Source organism: Nocardia kruczakiae NBRC 101016, from assembly GCF_001612965.1.
Classification (GTDB): domain Bacteria; phylum Actinomycetota; class Actinomycetes; order Mycobacteriales; family Mycobacteriaceae; genus Nocardia; species Nocardia kruczakiae.
The window spans coordinates 16,816-36,593 of sequence record NZ_BDBL01000030.1 but is presented as its reverse complement, the minus strand read 5'-3'; the positions used below and the strand labels follow the sequence as shown (position 1 = coordinate 36,593).

17 protein-coding genes are annotated in these 19,778 nt (G+C 69.3%); 8 read left to right on the top strand and 9 right to left on the bottom strand.

Annotated elements, in window-relative coordinates; genetic code table 11:
• Positions 1-114: 114 nt before the first annotated feature.
• Genes NK1_RS21635 through NK1_RS21625 form a run of 3 tightly spaced genes read right to left on the bottom strand, consistent with a single transcriptional unit; the run spans position 115 to position 3,368 of the window.
• Complete coding sequence (locus NK1_RS21635; RefSeq protein ID WP_063011329.1) at positions 115-912, bottom strand: enoyl-CoA hydratase/isomerase family protein; 798 nt, start codon at positions 910-912, stop codon at positions 115-117.
• Positions 913-2,184, bottom strand: a complete 1,272-nt coding sequence (locus tag NK1_RS21630) for an acetyl-CoA hydrolase/transferase family protein (RefSeq protein ID WP_063011327.1) — start codon at positions 2,182-2,184, stop codon at positions 913-915.
• Positions 2,181-3,368 (bottom strand): CaiB/BaiF CoA transferase family protein, encoded by a 1,188-nt coding sequence (locus NK1_RS21625; protein WP_084461349.1) that lies wholly within the window; start codon positions 3,366-3,368, stop codon positions 2,181-2,183. The genes NK1_RS21630 and NK1_RS21625 overlap by 4 nt, the downstream gene beginning before the upstream one ends.
• A gap of 179 nt (positions 3,369-3,547) precedes the next feature.
• Here NK1_RS21625 and NK1_RS21620 point away from each other — a divergent pair, with 179 nt between their 5' ends.
• Together NK1_RS21620 and NK1_RS21615 are read left to right on the top strand one after the other, a co-directional pair.
• Positions 3,548-5,062, top strand: a complete 1,515-nt coding sequence (locus tag NK1_RS21620; RefSeq protein ID WP_063011325.1) for a class I adenylate-forming enzyme family protein — start codon at positions 3,548-3,550, stop codon at positions 5,060-5,062.
• A gap of 52 nt (positions 5,063-5,114) precedes the next feature.
• The gene (locus tag NK1_RS21615) at positions 5,115-5,894 is read left to right on the top strand and encodes an SDR family NAD(P)-dependent oxidoreductase (protein WP_063011323.1); all 780 of its coding nucleotides are present in this window, start codon (positions 5,115-5,117) and stop codon (positions 5,892-5,894) included.
• Positions 5,895-5,904: 10 nt separating this feature from the next.
• On the opposite strand, the gene NK1_RS21610 is transcribed toward NK1_RS21615, so the two are convergent.
• From NK1_RS21610 to NK1_RS21590, 5 genes are read right to left on the bottom strand one after another with little or no spacing between them, the layout of a single operon-like run.
• Complete coding sequence (locus NK1_RS21610) at positions 5,905-7,029, bottom strand: acyl-CoA dehydrogenase family protein (protein ID WP_063011321.1); 1,125 nt, start codon at positions 7,027-7,029, stop codon at positions 5,905-5,907.
• On the bottom strand, positions 7,026-8,210 hold the full coding sequence (locus NK1_RS21605) for an acyl-CoA dehydrogenase family protein (RefSeq protein ID WP_063011319.1): 1,185 nt from the start codon (positions 8,208-8,210) through the stop codon (positions 7,026-7,028). The genes NK1_RS21610 and NK1_RS21605 overlap by 4 nt, the downstream gene beginning before the upstream one ends.
• A gap of 3 nt (positions 8,211-8,213) precedes the next feature.
• Positions 8,214-9,017, bottom strand: a complete 804-nt coding sequence (locus NK1_RS21600) for an enoyl-CoA hydratase/isomerase family protein (protein ID WP_245660727.1) — start codon at positions 9,015-9,017, stop codon at positions 8,214-8,216.
• 34 nt (positions 9,018-9,051) lie between these two features.
• A complete protein-coding gene (locus NK1_RS21595) occupies positions 9,052-10,011 on the bottom strand; it encodes an acyl-CoA dehydrogenase family protein (RefSeq protein WP_063011317.1) in 960 nt (319 codons plus the stop codon).
• Positions 10,008-11,162, bottom strand: a complete 1,155-nt coding sequence (locus NK1_RS21590) for an acyl-CoA dehydrogenase family protein (RefSeq protein ID WP_063011315.1) — start codon at positions 11,160-11,162, stop codon at positions 10,008-10,010. The genes NK1_RS21595 and NK1_RS21590 overlap by 4 nt, the downstream gene beginning before the upstream one ends.
• 94 nt (positions 11,163-11,256) lie before the next feature.
• On the opposite strand from NK1_RS21590, the gene NK1_RS21585 reads away from it, so the two are divergent.
• On the top strand, positions 11,257-12,063 hold the full coding sequence (locus NK1_RS21585; protein WP_063011313.1) for a FadR/GntR family transcriptional regulator: 807 nt from the start codon (positions 11,257-11,259) through the stop codon (positions 12,061-12,063).
• Positions 12,064-12,072: 9 nt separating this feature from the next.
• On the opposite strand, the gene NK1_RS21580 is transcribed toward NK1_RS21585, so the two are convergent.
• A complete protein-coding gene (locus NK1_RS21580) occupies positions 12,073-12,894 on the bottom strand; it encodes an LLM class F420-dependent oxidoreductase (protein WP_063011311.1) in 822 nt (273 codons plus the stop codon).
• A gap of 167 nt (positions 12,895-13,061) precedes the next feature.
• Between NK1_RS21580 and NK1_RS21575 the strand changes: the two genes are divergently transcribed.
• The 5 genes from NK1_RS21575 (at position 13,062) to NK1_RS21555 (ending at position 19,769) form a co-directional block, all read left to right on the top strand.
• Positions 13,062-13,766: a DUF4389 domain-containing protein gene (locus tag NK1_RS21575; protein WP_063011309.1), complete on the top strand. Its 705-nt coding sequence runs from the start codon at positions 13,062-13,064 to the stop codon at positions 13,764-13,766.
• A gap of 298 nt (positions 13,767-14,064) precedes the next feature.
• Entirely contained in the window at positions 14,065-15,660 is a 1,596-nt protein-coding gene (locus tag NK1_RS21570) for a Vgb family protein (protein ID WP_063011307.1), read from the top strand.
• A gap of 5 nt (positions 15,661-15,665) precedes the next feature.
• Positions 15,666-16,514: an SDR family NAD(P)-dependent oxidoreductase gene (locus NK1_RS21565; protein WP_063011475.1), complete on the top strand. Its 849-nt coding sequence runs from the start codon at positions 15,666-15,668 to the stop codon at positions 16,512-16,514.
• Positions 16,515-16,533: 19 nt separating this feature from the next.
• Complete coding sequence (locus NK1_RS21560; RefSeq protein WP_063011305.1) at positions 16,534-17,910, top strand: aromatic ring-hydroxylating oxygenase subunit alpha; 1,377 nt, start codon at positions 16,534-16,536, stop codon at positions 17,908-17,910.
• Between the two features lie 32 nt (positions 17,911-17,942).
• Positions 17,943-19,769 carry a flavin-containing monooxygenase gene (locus NK1_RS21555; RefSeq protein WP_063011303.1) on the top strand — a complete coding sequence of 609 codons (1,827 nt, stop codon included), beginning with the start codon at positions 17,943-17,945 and terminating at the stop codon, positions 19,767-19,769.
• The last annotated feature ends 9 nt before the right edge of the window (positions 19,770-19,778 follow it).

Here is a 19,778-nt window from a genome sequence, read left to right as displayed (position 1 = left end):
CTGAACACACAGTAGGTCGGTTTGCCTTATGTGACAAGAGTCTCATTTGTGCCGACATTTGCCCCGGATCACATCCGACGCGATGGACGTATCACACGGGGACGCCGGCATCGGTCAACGCCCCTTCCAGACCGGTGAGCGGCGTGCGGCGAAGGCGGCCGGCCCCTCCTGCGCATCCTCGCTCCGATAACAGTGTTCACTGGCCGCGCGGGCCGCCCGCAGGGCCGCCGCACGACCCATCTCGGTGGCGAGCATAACCGTCTCGCGCGCGGCGCGGACCGAAAGCGGTGCGCCGCTGAGGATTTCGCGAGCCAGCTCGATGGCGGTGTCCAGCAGTCGCCCGGGTTCGGCGAGGCGATTGACCAGGCCGATCTCGTAGGCTCGCCGCGCGTCGATGGGGGCGCCGGTCAGCAGCAGTTCCATCATGATGCGCTGCGGGATCATGTGGATCAGCGGCGCCGCCCACGGGGAGCTGCGGCCGACCTTCACCTCGGTCACCGCGAAACGCGCGGTCGTCGCGGCGACACACAGATCGCAGGCCTGCGCGATCATCCATCCGCCGGCGAACGCGGCGCCGTTCACCGCGGCGATGGTCGGCTTCGACAATTCGACGGTGTCGTAGGGCAGCGGGTACATCTCACGGGGCGGCACCTGCATTCCGGTCGCGACCATCTCCTTCAGATCGCCCCCGGCGCAGAAGGCCTTCTCGCCCGCGCCGGTGAGGATCGCGATCCGCAGTGCCGCATCGTGTTCGAAGCGGTCCCAGGCGGCGAACAGACCCGCGCGGATCTCGGCGTCCAGGCAGTTGCGGGTGGCGGGGCGGTTCAGCGTGATGACGGCGATGCCGTCGGCACGGGCGTCGAACAGCACCGCGTCGGCGCCGGGTGAATCGGTCGTGGATGTGTCGGCCATTCAGAATCCTCGCTTCGTGATCTCGGCCGCGGCCCGTTCCAGATCCTCGCGGAAATCGGGATGGGCGATGGCGGTCAACCGGCGCGCCCGCTCGGCGAGGGTGCGACCCGCCAGCTCGGCCGCGCCGAATTCGGTGACGACGATGTCGGTTTCACTGCGCGCGGTGGTGACCGGTCCCGACAGAGTGGCGCTGATCCGGCTCACAGTGCCGCCCTTGGCAGTGGCGGGCAGCGCGATGATGGCGTGCCCGCCGCGGGCGCGCGCCGCCCCGCGCACGAAATCGACCTGTCCGCCGGTGCCGCCGAGGTAAGCCGTTCCGTGCTGTTCGGCGTTGACCTGTCCGGTGAGGTCGACCTCCACCGCGGAATTGATCGACACCAGATCGTCGAGCCGGGCGAGCACGGCGGCATCGTGGGTGTAGGTGGCCGGGCACATGCGGATCGCGGGGTTGCGGTCGGCGAAGTCGTAGAGCCGGCGGGTGCCGATGAGCGCGCCGGTCACCGAGACGCCGGTGTCGATGCGCTTGCGGGCGTTGGTGATCGCACCCGTCTCGACGAGGTCGACCAGGCCGTCGCCGACCATTCCGGAGTGGACGCCGAGATCCACCCGGTCGCTCAGCATCCGGAACAGCGCGTCGGGCACGGCGCCGATCCCGGTCTGCACCACGGCACCGTCACCGATGTACGCGGCCGCGTGGCGTGCGATCGCCTCGTCGACGGGTCCGATTCGCGGCGGGGCGACGGTGACGGGCGGTCGCGAGACCTCGACCGCGTAGTCGATCTCGCTGCCGGGGATCGATTCGCCGTAGGTCCACGGCACCTGCTCGTTGATCTCGGCCACCACCACGCGCGCGGCGCGCACCGCCGCGGCGACATGGTCGCTCACCAGCCCGAGGCTGTGGTTGCCGTGCCGGTCGGCGGGCGCGACCTGGATGAAAGCGCAATCGCATTGCAGCGCGCCGGATTCGAGCATCGGCCCGATCTGCCCGACGTGGCAGGTGATCACCTCGAGGGCGTGCGAGGCGGTCAGGCCGCGCAGCGCGCCGATCGCGCCCATACTGCGCATCCGCAGGCCGGCGGTGGCGGCCGGGGTGAACGATCCGGAGAAACTGGTGGCGATGAAGACGGTCAGCCCGCCGATGCCCGCACCGTGGCGCACCAGCGATTCGACCAGGGTCGGTGGTTCGCCGCAGGCCTGCCCGATCACGAGATGATCGCCGGGTCGCAGGAATTCGCTCAAATCCAGGTCCGCCGGATCGCGCACGACCGTCATCCGGTGACTCCGCCCTCACCGGCGCGCGCCAGTCCGGTGTCGCGATCGCCGACGAATTCGGCGGTGTGCGCGCCCAGCCGCGGTGCCGGTCCGGCCACGCGGCCGGGGGTGCGTGAGAACCACGCGGGCGGACCCGGGAACCGCACGGGACCGTTCGGCGTGTCGACGGTTTCGAAGAAGCCCACCGCCTCGAGATGCGGATTGTGGAACAGCGCGTCCAGGGAATTCACCGGAGCCGCGGGGATGTCGAGCGCACCGAGCAGGTCCAGCCACTGCTGTGTCGTGCGCTCCCGGAACGTGTCGGCCAGCAGGGCGTAGACCTCGCCGATCCGCGCGGCCCGCTGTGCGAGCGTGGCGAATTCGCCGGTGGCCCAGGGCGGACGCACCGCGCCGACGAACGCGTTCCACTGTTTGTCGTTGTAGACCAGTGCCGCGAGGTATCCGTCGGCGGTGCGGTAGGGCTTGCGGTCGGGGGTGAGCGCGCGCGGATATCCCGGCGGCGTGAGCGCCGGTTCGAACAGGGCGCCGGCGGCGTGCTCCACGAGCATGAACGCCGCCATCGTCTCGAACATGGCGACCTCCACCTCCTGGCCCTCGCCGGTGCGTTCCCGATGGAACAGCGCCATCACCGTCGCGTACAGGGCGGTGAGGCCGGCGACCTTGTCGGCCATGATGGTGCCGACGTAGGCGGTGGTGCCGGTCAGGCGTTGTTGCACGTAGGGCAGGCCGCATTCGGCCTGGACCGTGTCGTCGTAGGCGGTGCGATCCGCGTCCGGGCCGCGGCGGCCGTAGCCGTAGCAGTTGGTGTAGACGATCGCCGGATTCAGCGCCGCCACCGCCGGATAGTCGAAACCCAGTGCCGCGATCGCCCGTCCGCGCATCGAATGGATGAACACATCGCCGGTGCGGATCACTGCGCGCAGTGCCGCCTTGGCGGACTCGGTGCGCAGATCCAGCACCACGCTCCGTTTGCCGCGGTTGACGTTGACGAACACCCCGGCCATCCCGGGCTCCGGTCCGGCAGAGATGTAGCGGGTGTTGTCCCCGGCGGGCGGCTCGATCTTGATCACCTCCGCGCCCATATCGGCCATGATCTGGGTGCAGTACGGGCCCATGACCATCGCGGTCAGGTCGATGACCCGTACCCCCGCCAGCGGACCGGCGGCGGTGTTCGGCGGCTGCATGATCGGTGCCTCCTCGTTCGACACTCCCGCGCGACGACCGGCTCCGGACGGGCGTGACCACGGCGTCCGGGCACGTGGGATCGAAGCCCACCGGCCGCGCGGAGTCGCGAACAGCCCTCGGGGGCAACATCTTCAGGCTATCTGATGAATCTTTACAAGGATAGTGATATCAAGGTTCGGTGGGCAGTGACAACAACGGCGTGCGGATTCCCGCTTCGGTCGCCGCGATCCTCGATCCGGTGCTGGCCACCCGGCCCGACGCCACCGCGATCGAAGCGGTGTCGGGCGCGTGGACCTATGCCGAACTCGACGAGGCGGCGGCGCGGGCGGCCGGCGCGCTGTGGCAGCTCGGGGTGCGTCCGGGCGATCGGGTCGCGGCGTGTCTACCCAACGATCTGCCCATCGTGGCGGCCTTCCACGGCGCCCAGCGGATCGGCGCGGTGTGGGCCGGCATCGGCGAGGCGGCCGCGGCATCCGAACAGCAACTGCTGTGCGATCTGGTGGAGCCGTCGGTCGTCCTGGCGGGACCGCGGTTCCAACCGCGAATGTCGCATGCTGTCGATCCCGACCGATGGGCCGGGCTGCTCCGCGCGGCGGACCCCGCGCCGCCCGTCGAGACCGATCCCGAGGCACCGGCCGGAATCGCGTTCACCAGCGGTACCTCCGGGGTTCCCAAGGCCGTCGTGCATTCCCAGCGCGGCATGCTGCTGCCGGGCGCGGTCACGGTGGCGACCCGTGGCTGGGGTACGGATCTGCGCCGCGGCGACAGTTTCGCGCTGACCATTCTCAACATGATGATCCTGTCCACCCTCACCACCGCCCAGGTCGGCGGGACCGCGGTGATCATGAACCGGCGCGACGCCGACGGAGTGGCGGAATGGATTGCCGCGCATCGGGTTACGGTGTGGAACGGCGCACCCGCCCAGCTCTACGATCTGGCCCGCCGCAATGCCGATCTGAGCTCGCTGCGCGAGGTGTGGAGCGGCGGCTCCGACACCTCCGACGCGGTGCGAGGCGCCTTCGCCGAGGCTCACGGCCTGGTTCCGCGCGTCACCTACGGGCTCACCGAGGCGCCGACCGTGGTGTCGATCGACCCGCCCGGTTCGGCGTGGCGGCCGGGCACGAGCGGCCGGGTGACGCCGCAATTCGAGGTAGCCGCCTACGACGACGGTGGACACCGCCTGCCTGCCGGCGAACCGGGCGAATTGCGGCTGTCCCCCGCCTCGGTCGGGCCGTGGGCAGGCCGATGGACACCGATGCTGGGCTACTGGGCCGATGGCCGCGTGCGTCCGGGCGAGCCGCTGCCGCTACCGACCGGCGATATCGGAGCGGTGGACGAGCAGGGCTGGCTGCGGGTGATCGACCGCAAGAAGCTGGTGATCATCCGTGGCGGCGCGAACGTCTATCCGCTCGAGGTGGAACGCGTCATCACCGGATATCCCGGGGTCGCCGCAGCGGCGGTCTGCGGAATTCCCGACGAGCGGCTCGGCCAGCGGGTCGCCGCTGTCGTCGAAAGCACCGGGCCGGCAGTGGATTTCGATGCGCTGACGGCCTGGTGCCGGCGCGAACTGGCGAGCTACAAGGTGCCCGAGCGCTGGGTTCAGGTGCCAGCGCTGCCGGTGAATGCGATGGGCAAGATCCGGCGCACCGAACTCGCGGCGTTGGTCACCGCACGGCCCGGAGAACCGTGGTGACCGCACGGCACAGCGTCCTCATGAAACCTGGTGCGGCGAAAGGGAGTACGCGGTGACCGAACAGCACGGCCGTCGCGGAGCGGACGCCTTCGATCTGAAGGGCCGGGTCGCGATCGTGACCGGCGCGTCGTCGGGCCTCGGCGCAGCCGTGGCCCGCACCCTCGCCGGACTCGGCGCCCGGGTAGCGGTGGTGGCGCGCCGGCGCGATCGGCTGGAGGAACTGGCTTCGGAAATCGACGGCCTCGCCGTCGCCGCCGACCTGTCGGAGCTGGACCGGATCGGCGTGATCGCCGAGGCGACGGCCGCCGGGCTCGGTCCGCCGGAAATCCTGGTCAACGCGGCGGGCACCATGTTCACCGAGGAACGCGCGGAATCCGAACCGCTGCCGGCCATCCGGTCCACCCTGGAGCTGAATCTGGCCGCACCGCTGCTGCTGTCGCAGGTGGTGTTCGAGCATATGCGCGCGGCCGGCCGCGGCAGTATCGTCAACATCTCCTCGATCAGTGGCCGGGTGGGCATCCCCGGCATCCCGCAGGCGTCCTACGCCGCCAGCAAGGCCGGATTATCCGGTCTGACAGCCGAATTGGCGGTGCAGTGGGCCCGCCACAGCATCCGGGTGAACACCGTCGCCCCGGGCTTCTTCCGCAGCGAGATCACCGCCCCGCTCTACGAGAACGAACGCCCCCGCGAATACCTGCGCCGCAACACTCCCCTACCCCGGCACGGCACACCGGAGGATGTGGTGGGCGCGGTCGCCTGGCTGGCGGGGGACGCCGCGAGCTACGTGACCGGCCAGACCATCGTCGTGGACGGTGGGTGGACCGCCCGCTGACGACCGCACCTCACGGGGTGAAGTCCGGTTCCCGGTAGCGGTGGGCGAGGTGGGCACGATGTTCGGCCGGGGAGCCGAACAGTGCGCGGTTGAAGGTGGCGCGTTCCAGGTAGCGGTGGATGCCGCTCTCCCAGGTGTATCCCATCCCGCCGTGCAGCTGCATGGCCTTTCCGGCGATGTCGACCGCGACGGCACAGGCGTGGGACTTGGCTCGGGCGACCGCGATCCACGCGTCCGCGGCGCCACGAACGTGCGCGGCGACGGCAGTGTCGACGAGCCGGTTCGCGATGCGCAGGGCGACGAGCATATCCGCGCACGCGTGTTTCACCGCTTGAAAGGAGCCGACCGGCCGGCCGAACTGTTCGCGGGTGCGCACGTGGGTGACGGTGGCTTCCAGGGCCGCCTCGGCGAGCCCGACGCTGTCGATGGCGGTGGCCAGCGCGGCCCGCTCGAACAGCGCACGCAACGGGTCGGTCCCTGTCCAGTGCCAGACCGACTCCGCGTCGACGCGGGCGTCCTCGGCGTGCACCGCGCCGATGGTGCGAGTCGCGTCGAGAATCGGCTGCTCGGTGACCGCGAGACCGGGCGTACCGGGTGACACCGCCACCAGAACCGCCGATCCGTCCGGTTCCCTCGCCGGAATCAACACAGTGGTCGCGGCGGTGACATCGGCCGCGAATGCCGTTGTACCGCGCAGATATACGTCGTCGTCGCGGCGCTCGATCCGGAACGGCACGAATCCGCCGGACCCGCCCCACGGTGGCTTGACGTCCCCGCCCGCCACCACGATCGGCACGGCCGCGCCGGCGGCCGTCGTGCGCAACAGCCGGTCCCGGGCGGCGTTCGGCGCCACCGCGGCGAGTGCGGGCAGCGTCAGCGCCGTCACCGAGGCGTACGGGCTGTGGGTGAGGGCTCGGCCCATTTCCCGCAAGACCACCGCGACTTCGGCGAATGTGGCTCCCGCACCGTCGAATTCGGCGGCCACCTCGAGCCCCGGCCACCCCGATGCCGCGATCGGCGTCCAGTCCTGCGGCTCCCCCGGCGCGCTCGCCTCGAGGACGCGCCGCGCCACCGCGCGTAGATCGTCGTGCACCTCCGCGAAGTCGGTCACCGGCTCCGACAGCTGCCCGGTCATCGTGGCACCACCGGTTCCCGCGGCAGGCCGAGTCCGCGTTCTCCGATGATGGTGCGCTGGATCTCGCTGGTGCCGCCGGGAATGGTCCACTCCCACGAGCCGAGGAAGTCGAGCATCCAGGCCCCCGACTCCCATCCGCTGGAGCGCGGTTTGCGCAACACCGCATGGGCGCTCAGCCCCGCCACCTCCGTCCCGAAATCCGTCATCCGCTGCAGCAGTTCGCTGTAGTACAACTTCACGATCGAGGCCTCGGCCGGGCCGGGCCGCTCGGCCGCGACCAGATCGGCGCACAAACCCCGCAGGCCGGCCAGTTCGGTGTCCAGTTGCGCCAGCCGATCCGCGACCGGCGGATCGTCCAGCGCGCATCCGCCACCGGGGCGCGGCCGCGCGCACAGCGAGACCAGTCGCCGGAAACCACCGTGTGCCAGCCGTTCGGCCAGTTCGAGCATCGTCAGCCCGCGCTCGGCACCGAGCGTCCGCTGCGCCACCTGCCAGCCCTGATGCTCGGGACCGATGAGATTCGCCGCGGGTATCTCGACGTCGTCGAGGAAGATCTCGCAGAAATGCCACTCCCCGGTGGCCTGCCGGATCGGCCGCACCTCCACACCGGGTGATCGCATATCGAGCAGAAAGTACGAAATACCGTGCCGTTGCGGGGCTTTCGGATCGGTGCGGGCCAGCAGCAGGCACCAGTCCGCGAACGCCGCGCCGCTGGCCCAGAGCTTGCGGCCGGTGACCACGTAGGTGTCGCCGCGGCGGCGGGCGGAGGTGCGCAAGGCCGCCATATCCGATCCGGCGTCCGGTTCCGAGAAGCCCTGGCACCAGATCTCGCCGTCCAGAATCGCGGGCAGATGCCGTTTCCGTTGCTCCGCGGTACCCGCGGCCAGCAGCGTCGAGGCCGCGTGATGAATCGAGACGAACGCCAGCACCAGCCGCGGCGCGTCGTGTGCGGCGAGTTCGGAGTACAGCACCGCCTGCTGCGCGACCGGCATACCGCCGCCCCACTCTCGCGGCCAGTGCGGCACCGCGAAGCCGCCCGCGCGCAGGCGCTGAAACCATTCCTGTTGGAAGTCCACGAATTCCGCATCCGTGGCGCCGGTCTGCCGCGCCCGCCACCCGGGCGGAATATTCGCCGCACACCACTGCCGCACCTGCTCCCGGAATTCGGCCAGGGCATCCATCGGCTACCTCCGGGCCGCCGAGCGCCGCAGCGCCAGCAGCCGTTCACGATGTTCGGGTGAGCACATGGTGACCGATTCGGCGGCGAATCCGGCCTGCATCGCACCGCTGAGCGCCTGTGACAGGTACATGTTCGCGACGCGTTTGGTGGCTCGCAGCGCCGGTGCCGGTTGCGCGGCCAGCCGCCGCGCCAGCCGCAGGGCGTCGTCGAGCAGATCCTCCGGTTCGGATACCGCGGTGGCCAGTCCCAAATCGACGGCGGTCGGGGCATCGATGCGGTCGCCGGTGTAGAGGTACACGCGCGAGCGCAGCAGCGGAGTGAGCAGCGGCCAGAAGGCCGCGCCCCCGTCACCGGCGACCAGCCCCACGCTCACATGCGGATCGGCCAGATACGCGCTGCGCGACATCAACACCACATCCGAGAGGACGGCCACGCTCGCGCCCAGTCCCATGGCGGGACCGTTCACCGCGGCGATCACCGGCAGCGGGAATCGCAACATCTCCTCGATGATCTGCGCGCCTTCGCGCAAGCTCTCCTCCCGCGCCACCGGATCGTCGAGGAAGGAGGTGATCCAGTCCAGGTCGCCGCCGGCGCTGAAGGCCCGGCCGGCGCCGGTCACGACGACCACCTTCGCCGCGGTGTCGGCCGCGAGCCGGCGCCACACGTGGGCCAGCGCCCAGTGCAGCGGTTCGTTCACGGCGTTCAATTCGCCGGGCCGGTTGATGGTCACCGTTCGCACCGGACCGCTGCCCGTCACGGTCAGCACGTCGGGCAGGTCGTAGGGCGGAATTTCGTCCGTCACAGGCACTTACCGCACTTTCGCATTCGGTGCACAGGTGCACTCACTGCCATGTCGCATCGACTGCCACGCCGCCGTCGAACGGCCCGGGCAGACCCCGTGTGCCGAGATGGCGGGTCAGCCGGTCGCGCGTCCCGGAACTCGCCCACGGCAGCCGGCGCAGCGGCAGGCTGTAGCGCGACAACCACGACAGCGGCGATTCGTCGCAGAAGCCGATGGCCCCGTGCAGCTGGTGGGCGACCCGGAAGACGGTTTCCGCGGCATCGAGCGCGGCGACCCGCGCCGCGAGCGCGTCGCCGAGAGCATCCTCCCCGCCGCACCGGACACTCCACAAGGCGTATTTCGCGAGGACGTCCAGCCCGCCGCGTTCGACTTCGGCATCGGTGAGCTGAAATTGCACGCCTTGGAATTTCGCCAGCGGCTGCCCGAACTGGGTGCGCATCAGGACATGGGACCGAGTGAGGTCGAGGGCGCGGTCCAGCATGCCCAGCAGCGTCCAGCAGTTCAGCGTCAGCACGAGTGCCGCGTCCGCGCTTCCGGCCGCCCCGACCGAGGTCAGCGCCAAGGGCGTCACGAAGGCGGAGGTCCGCGGCGACGCGCCGTCGGGCAGCGTCCGCGCCTGGAAGAGTTTGCCCTCCACCGTGACTGCCGCCCAGCACAGGTCCAGATCGGCGACCGCACCCCGAGCGTGAAATTCGGTGACCACCACCAGTCCGTCGGCTTCCGCGTCGGGCGGCCGCGCCAGCCGTTCGGCCAGCGGATAGGGCAGCGCCCAGTAGCCGGCACTGCGGCACAGCGCCGCCGCCGCTTCCAGATCCTCGCTGTCGCGACACGGATCCAGTTCCCACGCGCCGAGTCCGGTCAGGACGGGCGCCACGATGTCCGCGCGACGGGCCGGATCGGCCTCGGCGTCCTGGATCAGCCGGTCCCCGCCCGCGGCCGCGAAGGCCCGGCTCGCCTCGCGGCCGTAATCGGCGGCCTCCCTGCTCAGGTCGATGTTCACAACGCCCCCAGCAGTGCCCGCGACAACAGCAGTCGCTGCATTTCGATACTTCCCGAGGCGATGGTCGCGGCCTGCGAGTACCGCCAATGGTCGGCGACCGCGCGGCGAAACCAGTTCTCCCGCTGCGTATCCGGTGCGGTGTCGAGCTGGTCGGCCAGTTCGGTCAGTACTTCGGCACTGTCCTGATCGAGCCGGGTCACGGCGATGCGATAGGCGGCGGCATCACCGGGCGCCACCCGATCCTCATGCTGCATCGCGACCACCCGGTAGGCCAGCAACCGCGCCCGGCGGCAGTGCACCAGCATGCGCGCCCAGCGCCCGCGCAATTCGACCGGCACCTCCGCCCAGCGATCGCCCAGAACCTCCGGCGCCGCACGCAGCAGTCGTTCACAGCGGGCGTAGCGGGCGATGCCGACGCGTTCGAAGGCCAGCACCTCCTGCACGACCGCCCAGCCTTCGCCGACCGTGCCGAGCACATCGTCCTCGGTCACCCGCAACTCGTCGAAGAACACCTCGTTCAGATGGTGCGGGCCCATCATGGCGCGGATCGGCCGCACCTGGACCCCCGGCGCGGACATCGGCACCAGGAAGATGGTCAGCCCGTGTTGTCTGCGGGCACCGGTGGCGGTGCGCGCCAGCAGGAAACACCACTGCGCCATGGTCGCGTAGGAGGTCCAGATCTTCTGCCCGCTGATCAGCCAGCCGTCGCCGTCGCGGCGGGCGGTGGTGCGCAGCGACGCCAGATCCGATCCCGCCTCGGGTTCACTGAATCCCTGGCACCAGATCACCTCACCGCGCGCGATCGGCGGCAGATGGGTGCGTTGCTGCCGCGGGGTGCCGTGCCGCATGAGCGCCGGTCCGACCCAGTTGACCCCCATGTACTGGGCGCCGCGCGGCTCGTGATGGGCCCACATCTCCTCGCGGACCACCGTCTGCTCCCACACCGATCCGCCGCGCCCGCCGAATTCGCGGGGCCAGGCCGCACACAGCAGTCCGCGCTCGGCCAGGACCCCGCAGAACTGCTGCGCCACGGCGAGATCGGCCGCATCGTCGGTGAAGGCGCCCAGGAAATCGGCGGGGACATGCCGGGACACCAAGCGCCGCAGGTCATCTCGCAGTGCGTCGGCGGCCTCCCCCATCGTGAAGTCCATCACCCGACGGTACGTCAATCCTCATAAGGATAGCAATGCTTGAACGGTCAGCGCGGCCTGGTTAGAATCCGTTCATGGAACCAAGGCTGCCCGCGTGACCACCGCGCGTCGCGGGCGGATTCCGCAGCGCCGCATCGCCGAAACGGTCGCCTCCGAGCTGCGTACCCGCATCCTGTCCGGCGACGACGACTATCGCCTGCCCACCCAGGACCAGCTGGTGAAGGAATTCGGCGTCAGCTATCCCTCGATCCGGGAATCACTGCGCATCCTCGAGACCGAAGGACTGGTCACGGTGCGGCGCGGCAACGTCGGCGGCGCGGAGGTCCATCGGCCCGACGAAACCTCCGCCGCCTACCACCTGGGTCTCGCACTCCAGGGCGCACGGGTCACCCTCGGCGATCTGGCGGCCGCGCTGCAGATGCTCGAACCACTGTGCGCCGCCGAATGCGCCCGCCGGCCCGACCGCGCCGAGGTCGTGGTCCCGGCGCTCGAGGCCAATATCCACGCCTGTGAGCAGGTGGTCGGCGACGGCGTCGCCTTCACCCGCACCGCGCGCGAATTCCACGATCTGGTAGTCGCTTTCACCCCGAACGCGACAGTGCGCTGCGTGGTGTCCAGCCTGGTGACCCTGTGGTCGGCACAGGAGCAGGCATGGGCCGAGACACTCACCCGGCGCGGTGAGTATCCGTCGAAACCCCAGGCCCACGACGCGGCCCGGGTGCACGCCCGGCTGCTGACCGCGATCGCCGACGGCGACGACGCCGAGGCCGAACGCCTGGCCCGCGCCCACCTGCGCGCGACCCAGTCCGTCGTGCTGGAACGCTACGACGCGGGTGTGGTCAACGCCTCCTCGGATCTGGCACGGCAGGCCATCGCCGCGGGTCCCCGCGCGAGACTGTAGCTACACACCTCAGTCGCGGTAACGCTCGGCGACCGCCGCGAATTCGTCGAGGGCGCGCAGCGATTCCGATTCCGGCAGGGTCGGCAGCGACAGCGTCACCCGTTCGACGCCTGCCTCGGCGTAGGCATCGAGCAGTGCGGGCTCGGGTGCGACCGGCGTGATCGCGATCGGGATATCGCTGTCGCCGACGGCGGCCAGCTGTGCCGGCACCTCCGAAGCATCGGCCACGCCGTTGGGCACCCAGCCGATGCCGAGGCGCACCGCACGCCGCGCCGCGACCTCCCCGCCGCCGACGAAGATCGGCGGATGCGGACGCTGCACCGGCTTGGGCCAGGCGAAGATCGGATCGAAATCGACGAACCGGCCGTGGTATTCGGCCAGATCCTGGGTCCAGATCGCGCGGATCGCGGCCAGCTGCTCGTCCAGCAGGGCGCCGCGCGTGCGCGGGTCGGTGCCGTGGTCGGCCATCTCCTCACGGTTCCAGCCGACGCCGACGCCGAAGACCACCCGCCCGCCGGAGAGGTGGTCGAGGGTGGCCACCTCCTTGGCGGTGTGGATCGGATCGCGCTGGATCAGCAGCGTGACCCCGGTGCCGAGCACCAGGCGTTCGGTCACGACCGCCACCGCGGCGAGCGCCACGAACGGGTCGAAGGTGCGGTAGTACACGCGCGGGAGCTCCCCGCCGCCCGGATACGGCGTTTCCCGGCTGGCCGGAATATGGGAATGTTCGGCGAGGAACAGCGATTCGAATCCGCGCTCCTCGAGCGCCGGCCCGAGAACCCGGGGACCGATGCCCTCATCGGTCAGGAAGGTGTTGACTCCGATCTTCATACGAGGCCGAACCTCGTCATCGCATCCGCGTATTCCCCGGCTCGGCGGATGTTTCGCGGGAGTGACGCGCACCGGCCCGAATTGCCCCTGCCCGCAGTGTGAATGCGAAACAATCGTGCGTATCCCCTGCGGCTCGGCTGGGCCGCGACCGCCGAGAGGAGCGTGACATGCAACCCGAGGCATCTCCCTACCCGGTCCGCGTGCGCGGCGATCTGGACCCCGCGCTGTCGCGCTGGCAGTGGATCGTCAAATGGATTCTGGCGATCCCGCACTACATCGTGCTGTTCTTCCTGCATATCGCCTATGCGGTGGTGACGGTCATCGCGTTCTTCGCCATTCTGTTCACCGGCCGCTATCCGCGCGGGCTGTTCGATTTCAACGTCGGCGTCCTGCGCTGGTCGTGGCGTGTGCGGTTCTACGCGCTCTCGGCACTCGGCACCGACCGGTATCCCCCGTTCAGCCTCCGCCCCGACGAGAGCTATCCGGCCGACCTCGACGTCGACTATCCCGAGCGGTTGCACCGGGGCCTGGTCCTGATCAAATGGTGGTTGCTGGCGATCCCGCAGTATCTGATCGTCTGGGCGTTCGTCGGCAGCTCGCGGTACTGGGGCGGAGACGACGAAGGGACCGCCGTCATCTGGATTCCGCTGCTCGGCATCCTCGTCTTCATCGCGGCGATCGCGCTGCTGTTCACCGGCCGGTATCCGCACGGCCTGTTCGCCTTCGTACTCGGCATGAACCGGTGGACGCTGCGGGTCCGGGCCTACGTGTCGCTGATGCGCGACGAGTACCCGCCGTTCCGGCTGGACCAGGGACCGCGGGAACCCGAAAATGCCTCACGCCCACCGGAATCCGGCGATCCCGTCCGATAACTCCCCTACAGGGTCGGGACACGGGCGCGACAGCTCCGTGCCCGCGGTAGCGCCGCCGGTGCCACGGTAGGACGCCGACAACCGAACCCACCGAACGGCATCGCCGCAGGTGGTGATCGGTCGCCTCCGCATGCTACGTCAATCCTGTCAATGATAACAACACTTGAATGATAGGAAGTGGAGAACTACGCTCTCCACAAACGAGAAGGTGTCATACATCACCATCGTCTCGCGGGAGACGTGTGGCCGGCACCGAATCGGGCGATCCCTCGTCCCAGAGCACTACGGAGGCTTCGCGGTGACTACACCGGCGCGCTACCTCACCTCGACCGCGGCGAGCGTCGCCGACGGGTGGACCCTCGACCGCATCACCGCGCCGAGCAGGCTGTTCGGCGCCAACGGCATTCGCACCGGCGCCGACGGCCGGATCTATGTCGCGCAGGTGGCGGGCAGCCAGATCAGCGCCCTGGACCCGGATTCCGGCGATCTGGAGACGATCAGCGCGATGGGCAGCGATATCGTCGCGCCCGACGACATCGCCTTCGCACCCGACGGCGAGCTCTACATCACCGAGTACTACGACGGCCGGGTCAGCATCCGCGACGGCAAGGGTGAAACCCGGGTGCTCCGTGACGATCTCCCCGGCGCCAACGGCATCACATTCCATCAGGGCCGGCTGTTCGTCGACGAGTGCCGCCCGGGTGGACGGCTGATGGAATTGGACCCGGCCGGCGGCGCGCCGCGGATCCTGCTGGACGGCCTGCCGATGCCGAACGCCCTCGAGGTCGGGCCCGACGGCAAGCTCTACTATCCGCTGCTGGGCAGCAACGAGATCTGGCGCATCGACCCCGACGGCGGTGAACCCGAGCGGGTCGCGGCCGATCTGGGCGGACCGGATGCGGTCAAATTCGATGCCGCCGGCCGCATCGTCTCCACCCAGGTCGCGACCGGCGAGGTGGTGCGCATCGATCCGCGCAGCGGCGAGCGAACCGTGCTCGCCACCGTCGGCCCCGGCCTGGACAACCTGACCTTCGTCGGCGAGCGGCTGTTCGTCTCCAGTTTCACCGGCAAGATCACCGAAATCCTCGCCGGCGGGGCCACCCGTACTGCCCTCGCTGACGGACTGACCTGGCCGCTGGATCTGACCGTCGGCCCCGACGGCACCCTCTACATCGCCGACGGCACCTTCCTGCTCGCCGTCCCAGCCGGCGGCGAATTGCATACCGCCGGAATGCTTTTCAGCCCCGGTTATCCCGGCTACATCCGCGGCCTCACCGCGACGGGCGACGGCGACCTCATCGTCACCGGCAACGGATCGGTCTCGCGCTACCGCCCGGCCGCCGCCGAGAGCGAGGTGCTCGTCGAGGGGATGGACCAGCTCTACGGTGTGGCGGTCGCCCCCGACGGCACCGTCGCGGTCGCCGACCGGGGCACCGGCACGGTGCACGCCGTGCGCGACGGGCGCACCGAACTGCTGGCGAGCGGCCTGCACGATCCGATGGGCGTGGCGTTCACCGCGAGTGGCACCTGCCTGGTCGCCGAAGCGGGCGCGGGCCGGGTGGTGGCGATCGACGGCTCGAAGGCCGATACGGTGGCCGACGGGCTCGGATGCCCGCACGGGCTGGCGGTCCACGACGGCGTGGCGTACATCGTCGACGTCGAGGCCAAAGAACTGATCGGCCTGGATCCGAAAACCGAAGCGCGCCAGGTGATCGCGCGGAATCTGCCGGTTGGTGCCCCGCCCGGGGTGACCCCCAAACCGTTGCAGGGCCTGCTGCCGTTCTCCGGACCGCAGGGACCGTTCAGCGGCATCGCCGCCGCACCGGAGGGCACGCTCTACCTCTCCGGCGACGCCGAGGGCAGCGTCCTCGCGATCCGGCGCGACGGCCGGTGAGCACGGTGACTGTCGACGACTTCTTCGGACTCGACGGGCGCGTCGTCATCGTCTCCGGGGCCAGCGGTGGCGGCATCGGCACGGCGGTCACCCGGCGCATCGCCGAGGCGGGCGCCTCGGTGATCGCGGTGGGCCGCTCGCGCGACAAACTCGACGCCGATATCGCACCCCTTGCGGCACACGGACTTCCGATCGTTGCGGTGGCCGCCGACGCCGCCACCGACGAGGGCATCGCGACGGTGCTCGACCACGCGCGCGCGGCCGACGGCGAACTGTACGGGCTGGTCAATATCGCCGGCGGCGCCGCACCCGCGACGTGGATGCCGGCCACCCGGGTCACCCGCGCGGATTGGCGGGCGCTGCTGGAATGGAATCTGGAGACGATGTTCTTCTTCAGCCAGGCGGTCGCCGCCGAACTGAAGGCACGGCACCTGCCCGGGTCGATCGTGTCGCTGTCGTCGATCAGCGGAATGAACGCCGCGCCCTTCCATATCGCCTACGGCACCGCGAAGGCCGCACTCGTGGCCGCGACCCGGACCCTGGCCGCCGAACTGGCCCTCGACGGGATCCGGGTCAACGCGGTCGCGCCGGGCGTCACCGCGACCCCCGCCTCGGGCACCTACGTAGGTGCCGACCCCGAGCGCGATCGCCGTGCCATCGCCATGGGCCGCCGCGCCCGGCCGGAGGAACAGGCCGGGCCGATCCTGTTCCTGCTGTCCGACCTGTCGAGCTACGTCACCGGGCAGACCGTGCTGGTGGACGGCGGGCTGAACCTGAAATGGACCCATCTGGGCGCGGACAACACCTCGCTGTTCCTCGAGGACGACGGGTTCCGCGCCGCCATCACACGCTGAGACGCCGTCAGGAGAAGTCATGACCGAAACTGCCGTCAGCATCACCGAAACGACTGCGGCGCAACCCTTGTCGACACCGATGACGATCGGCGTCGACGCCTACATCAGCCCGGAATACGCCCGCGCCGAGGGCGACAAGCTGTGGGCGAAGGTGTGGCAGCAGGTGTGCCGTGTCGAGGAGCTGGCCCGGGTCGGCGATTTCCTCACCTACGACATCCTCGACGACTCGATCATCGTCGTGCGCACGGCGCCGGATACGCTGCGCGCCTACCACAACGTGTGCGCGCATCGCGGCCGCCGGCTGGTCGACACCCCGCCGGGCGCCCACGACGCACACGGGCAGCGCAAACAGTTCGTCTGCGGATTCCACGGCTGGCGCTACGACCTCGAGGGCCGCAACACGTTCGTGCCCGAACGCGGCGACTGGACGTGTGGGCTGACCGAACGCAACGACGGTTTGCCGCCCGTGCGCATCGATACCTGGGGCGGCTGGGTGTGGATCAATCTCGATTCCGGCTGCGAACCGCTGCGCGACTATCTGGAACCGGCTGCCTCCCTGCTGGATCCGTTCCACCTGGAGAACATGCGGTACCGCTGGCGGCGCTGGCTGACCTTCGACTGCAACTGGAAGGTCGCCTTCGAGGCGTTCATGGAGACCTATCACGTCCCCTATACCCATCCGGAATTCATGAATTTCGGCAATTTCCTCGGCTGGGGCCGCGCCCAGGGCAGGCACAGCAATATCGGCTACGACGCGCCGAAGGGGATGGAGGAGAACCAGGGGAAACTGCGGATCGGCGCCGGTCCCGACGCCCGGATCTCGACCGCGCAACTGCAGAATTTCACCTGGGAGAACGCCAACACCAACACCACCGAGACGATGGTGGAGGTCGCGAATCGGCTCGCCGACGAACTTCCCGCCGACACCGCCCCCGATCAGGTGATGCGCTACTGGCTCGACACCTGCCGCAAGGAGGACGCCGAACGCGGCGTGGTGTGGCCGACCGTGGATCCGGACATCGTCGCGAAAAGCGGTACCGCCTGGCAGATATTCCCCAATTTCCAGATCGGGCACGCACTGAACAATATGCTGTGCTACCGATTCCGGCCCTACGGATACGACCCGGACACATGCATCTTCGAGGCCGCGGTCTTCGAATTGTTCCCGCCCGGGGCGGAACCGGAGACCGAATGGATCTACACCCCGGTCGGCGATCCGGGCTGGCGGACCGTGCTACCGCAGGATTTCGACAATATGGCCGCCGTCCAGCAGGGCATGAAATCGCGCGGCTTCTCCGGCCCGAAACCCAACCCGTACCGCGAGCGCACGATCGTCAATCTGCACCACAACCTCGCGAAATACATGGGCACCGGCGCGCCGACCGACCTGGAATGACCCGAATACCCGCTCCCCCCAAGGATTTTCCGATGAAACCCTGCGCCCCCACCCGGACCCCCGAGGTCGACAGAGAGGCCCTGCGGCAGAAATATCTGGCCGAACGCGACAAGCGGCTACGCCCGGAGGGACAGCAGCAGTACCTCGAGGCGGCCGGCGAATTCGCGGACTTCTACGAGGCCGACCCGCACCTGCCGGTCGTCGCGCGCGCACCGATCGACGCCGATATCGAGGTCGTCATCCTGGGCGGGGGTTTCGCCGGGCTCATCACCGCCCACCGGCTGCAGCAGGCCGGCGTCACCGACTTCCGGATCGTGGAATTGGGCGGCGATTTCGGCGGTGTCTGGTACTGGAACCGGTATCCGGGCATCCAGGTCGACTCCGATGCCTACTGCTATCTGCCGCTGCTCGAGGAAACCGGATTCATTCCGAAGGAGAAGTTCTCCCACGGCGACGAATGCTACGAGCACGCCCAGCGCATCGGTAAACATTTCGGACTCTACGACAAGGCGATCTTCCACACGCTGGTGCGCGCACTCGAATGGGACGAGCGGCTCGCGCGCTGGCGAATCGCCACCAACCGCGGCGACGAGATCCGCGCCCGCTTCCTGATCATGTGCCAGGGGCCCTACAACCGGCCGAAACTGCCCGGCATTCCCGGGATCACCGAATTCGAGGGACATACCTTCCACACCGCGCGCTGGGATTACGACTACACCGGCGGTGACCTGCACGGCGGCCTGGATCGTCTCGGCGACAAGAAGATCGCGGTCATCGGCACCGGCGCCAGCGGAGTGCAGGTGATTCCGCACCTGGCGCGCGGCGCGAAACATCTGACGGTCTTCCAGCGCACGCCGTCCTATATCTTCGAGCGCGACAATCACCCGACCGATCCGGAATGGGTGGCCTCACTGCGACCGGGGTGGCGCACCGAACGGCAGCGCAATTTCCACAATGCCGCCTTCGCCTTCTACTCCCCCGGCGAACCGGATCTGATCTGCGACGGCTGGACCGAGGTCGCCCGCAATCTGGCCGCGAAATTGAACGAGACCGACGGCTGGGCGGCGCTGGCCGACCCGGCGACATTCCTCGAACTCAAGGAAATCGAGGACTACCGCGCCATGGAGCGATTGCGCCGGCGCGTGGAAGAGATCGTCACCGATCCCGAGACCGCGGAGAAGTTGAAGCCGTACTACCGCAACATGTGCAAGCGGCCGGTGTTCAACGACGACTACCTGCCGACGTTCAACCGGCCCAATGTGACGCTGGTCGACGTCTCCGACACCAAGGGCGTCGAGCGGATCACCCGCACGGGCGTCGTCGCGCACGGCGTCGAATACGAGGTCGACTGCATCGTCTTCGCCAGCGGTTTCGAGATCACCACCGCACTGGATCGCCAGTTCGACATCGCACCCTTCGCGGGACGCGGCGGGAAATCGCTGTACGAGCACTGGGGCAAGGGTTTTCGCACACTGCACGGGATGATGGCGCACGGGTTCCCGAACCATTTCGCGACCGGATTCATCCAGGGCGGGGTCACCGCGGCCACCACGCTGATGTACGAACAGCAGGCCGATCACATCGCCTACATCATCGCGCAGGCGCAGTCGCGCGGCGCGACCCGCGTGGAGCCGACGGCGGCGGCCGAAGAGGCATGGGTGCAGACGATCCGGGCCAACACCGTCGACAACAGCACCTTCGTCACCGAATGCACCCCCGGCTACTACAACAGCGAGGGTGAGCCGAACGGCCGCTCGTTCCTCGGCGATCCGTTCTGGGGTGGTTTCTACGTGCTCGAGGACCTGCTGCGGGCCTGGCGTGACGCCGGCGCTCTGGACGGCCTGACGCTGAGCACCTAGACCCGGAAC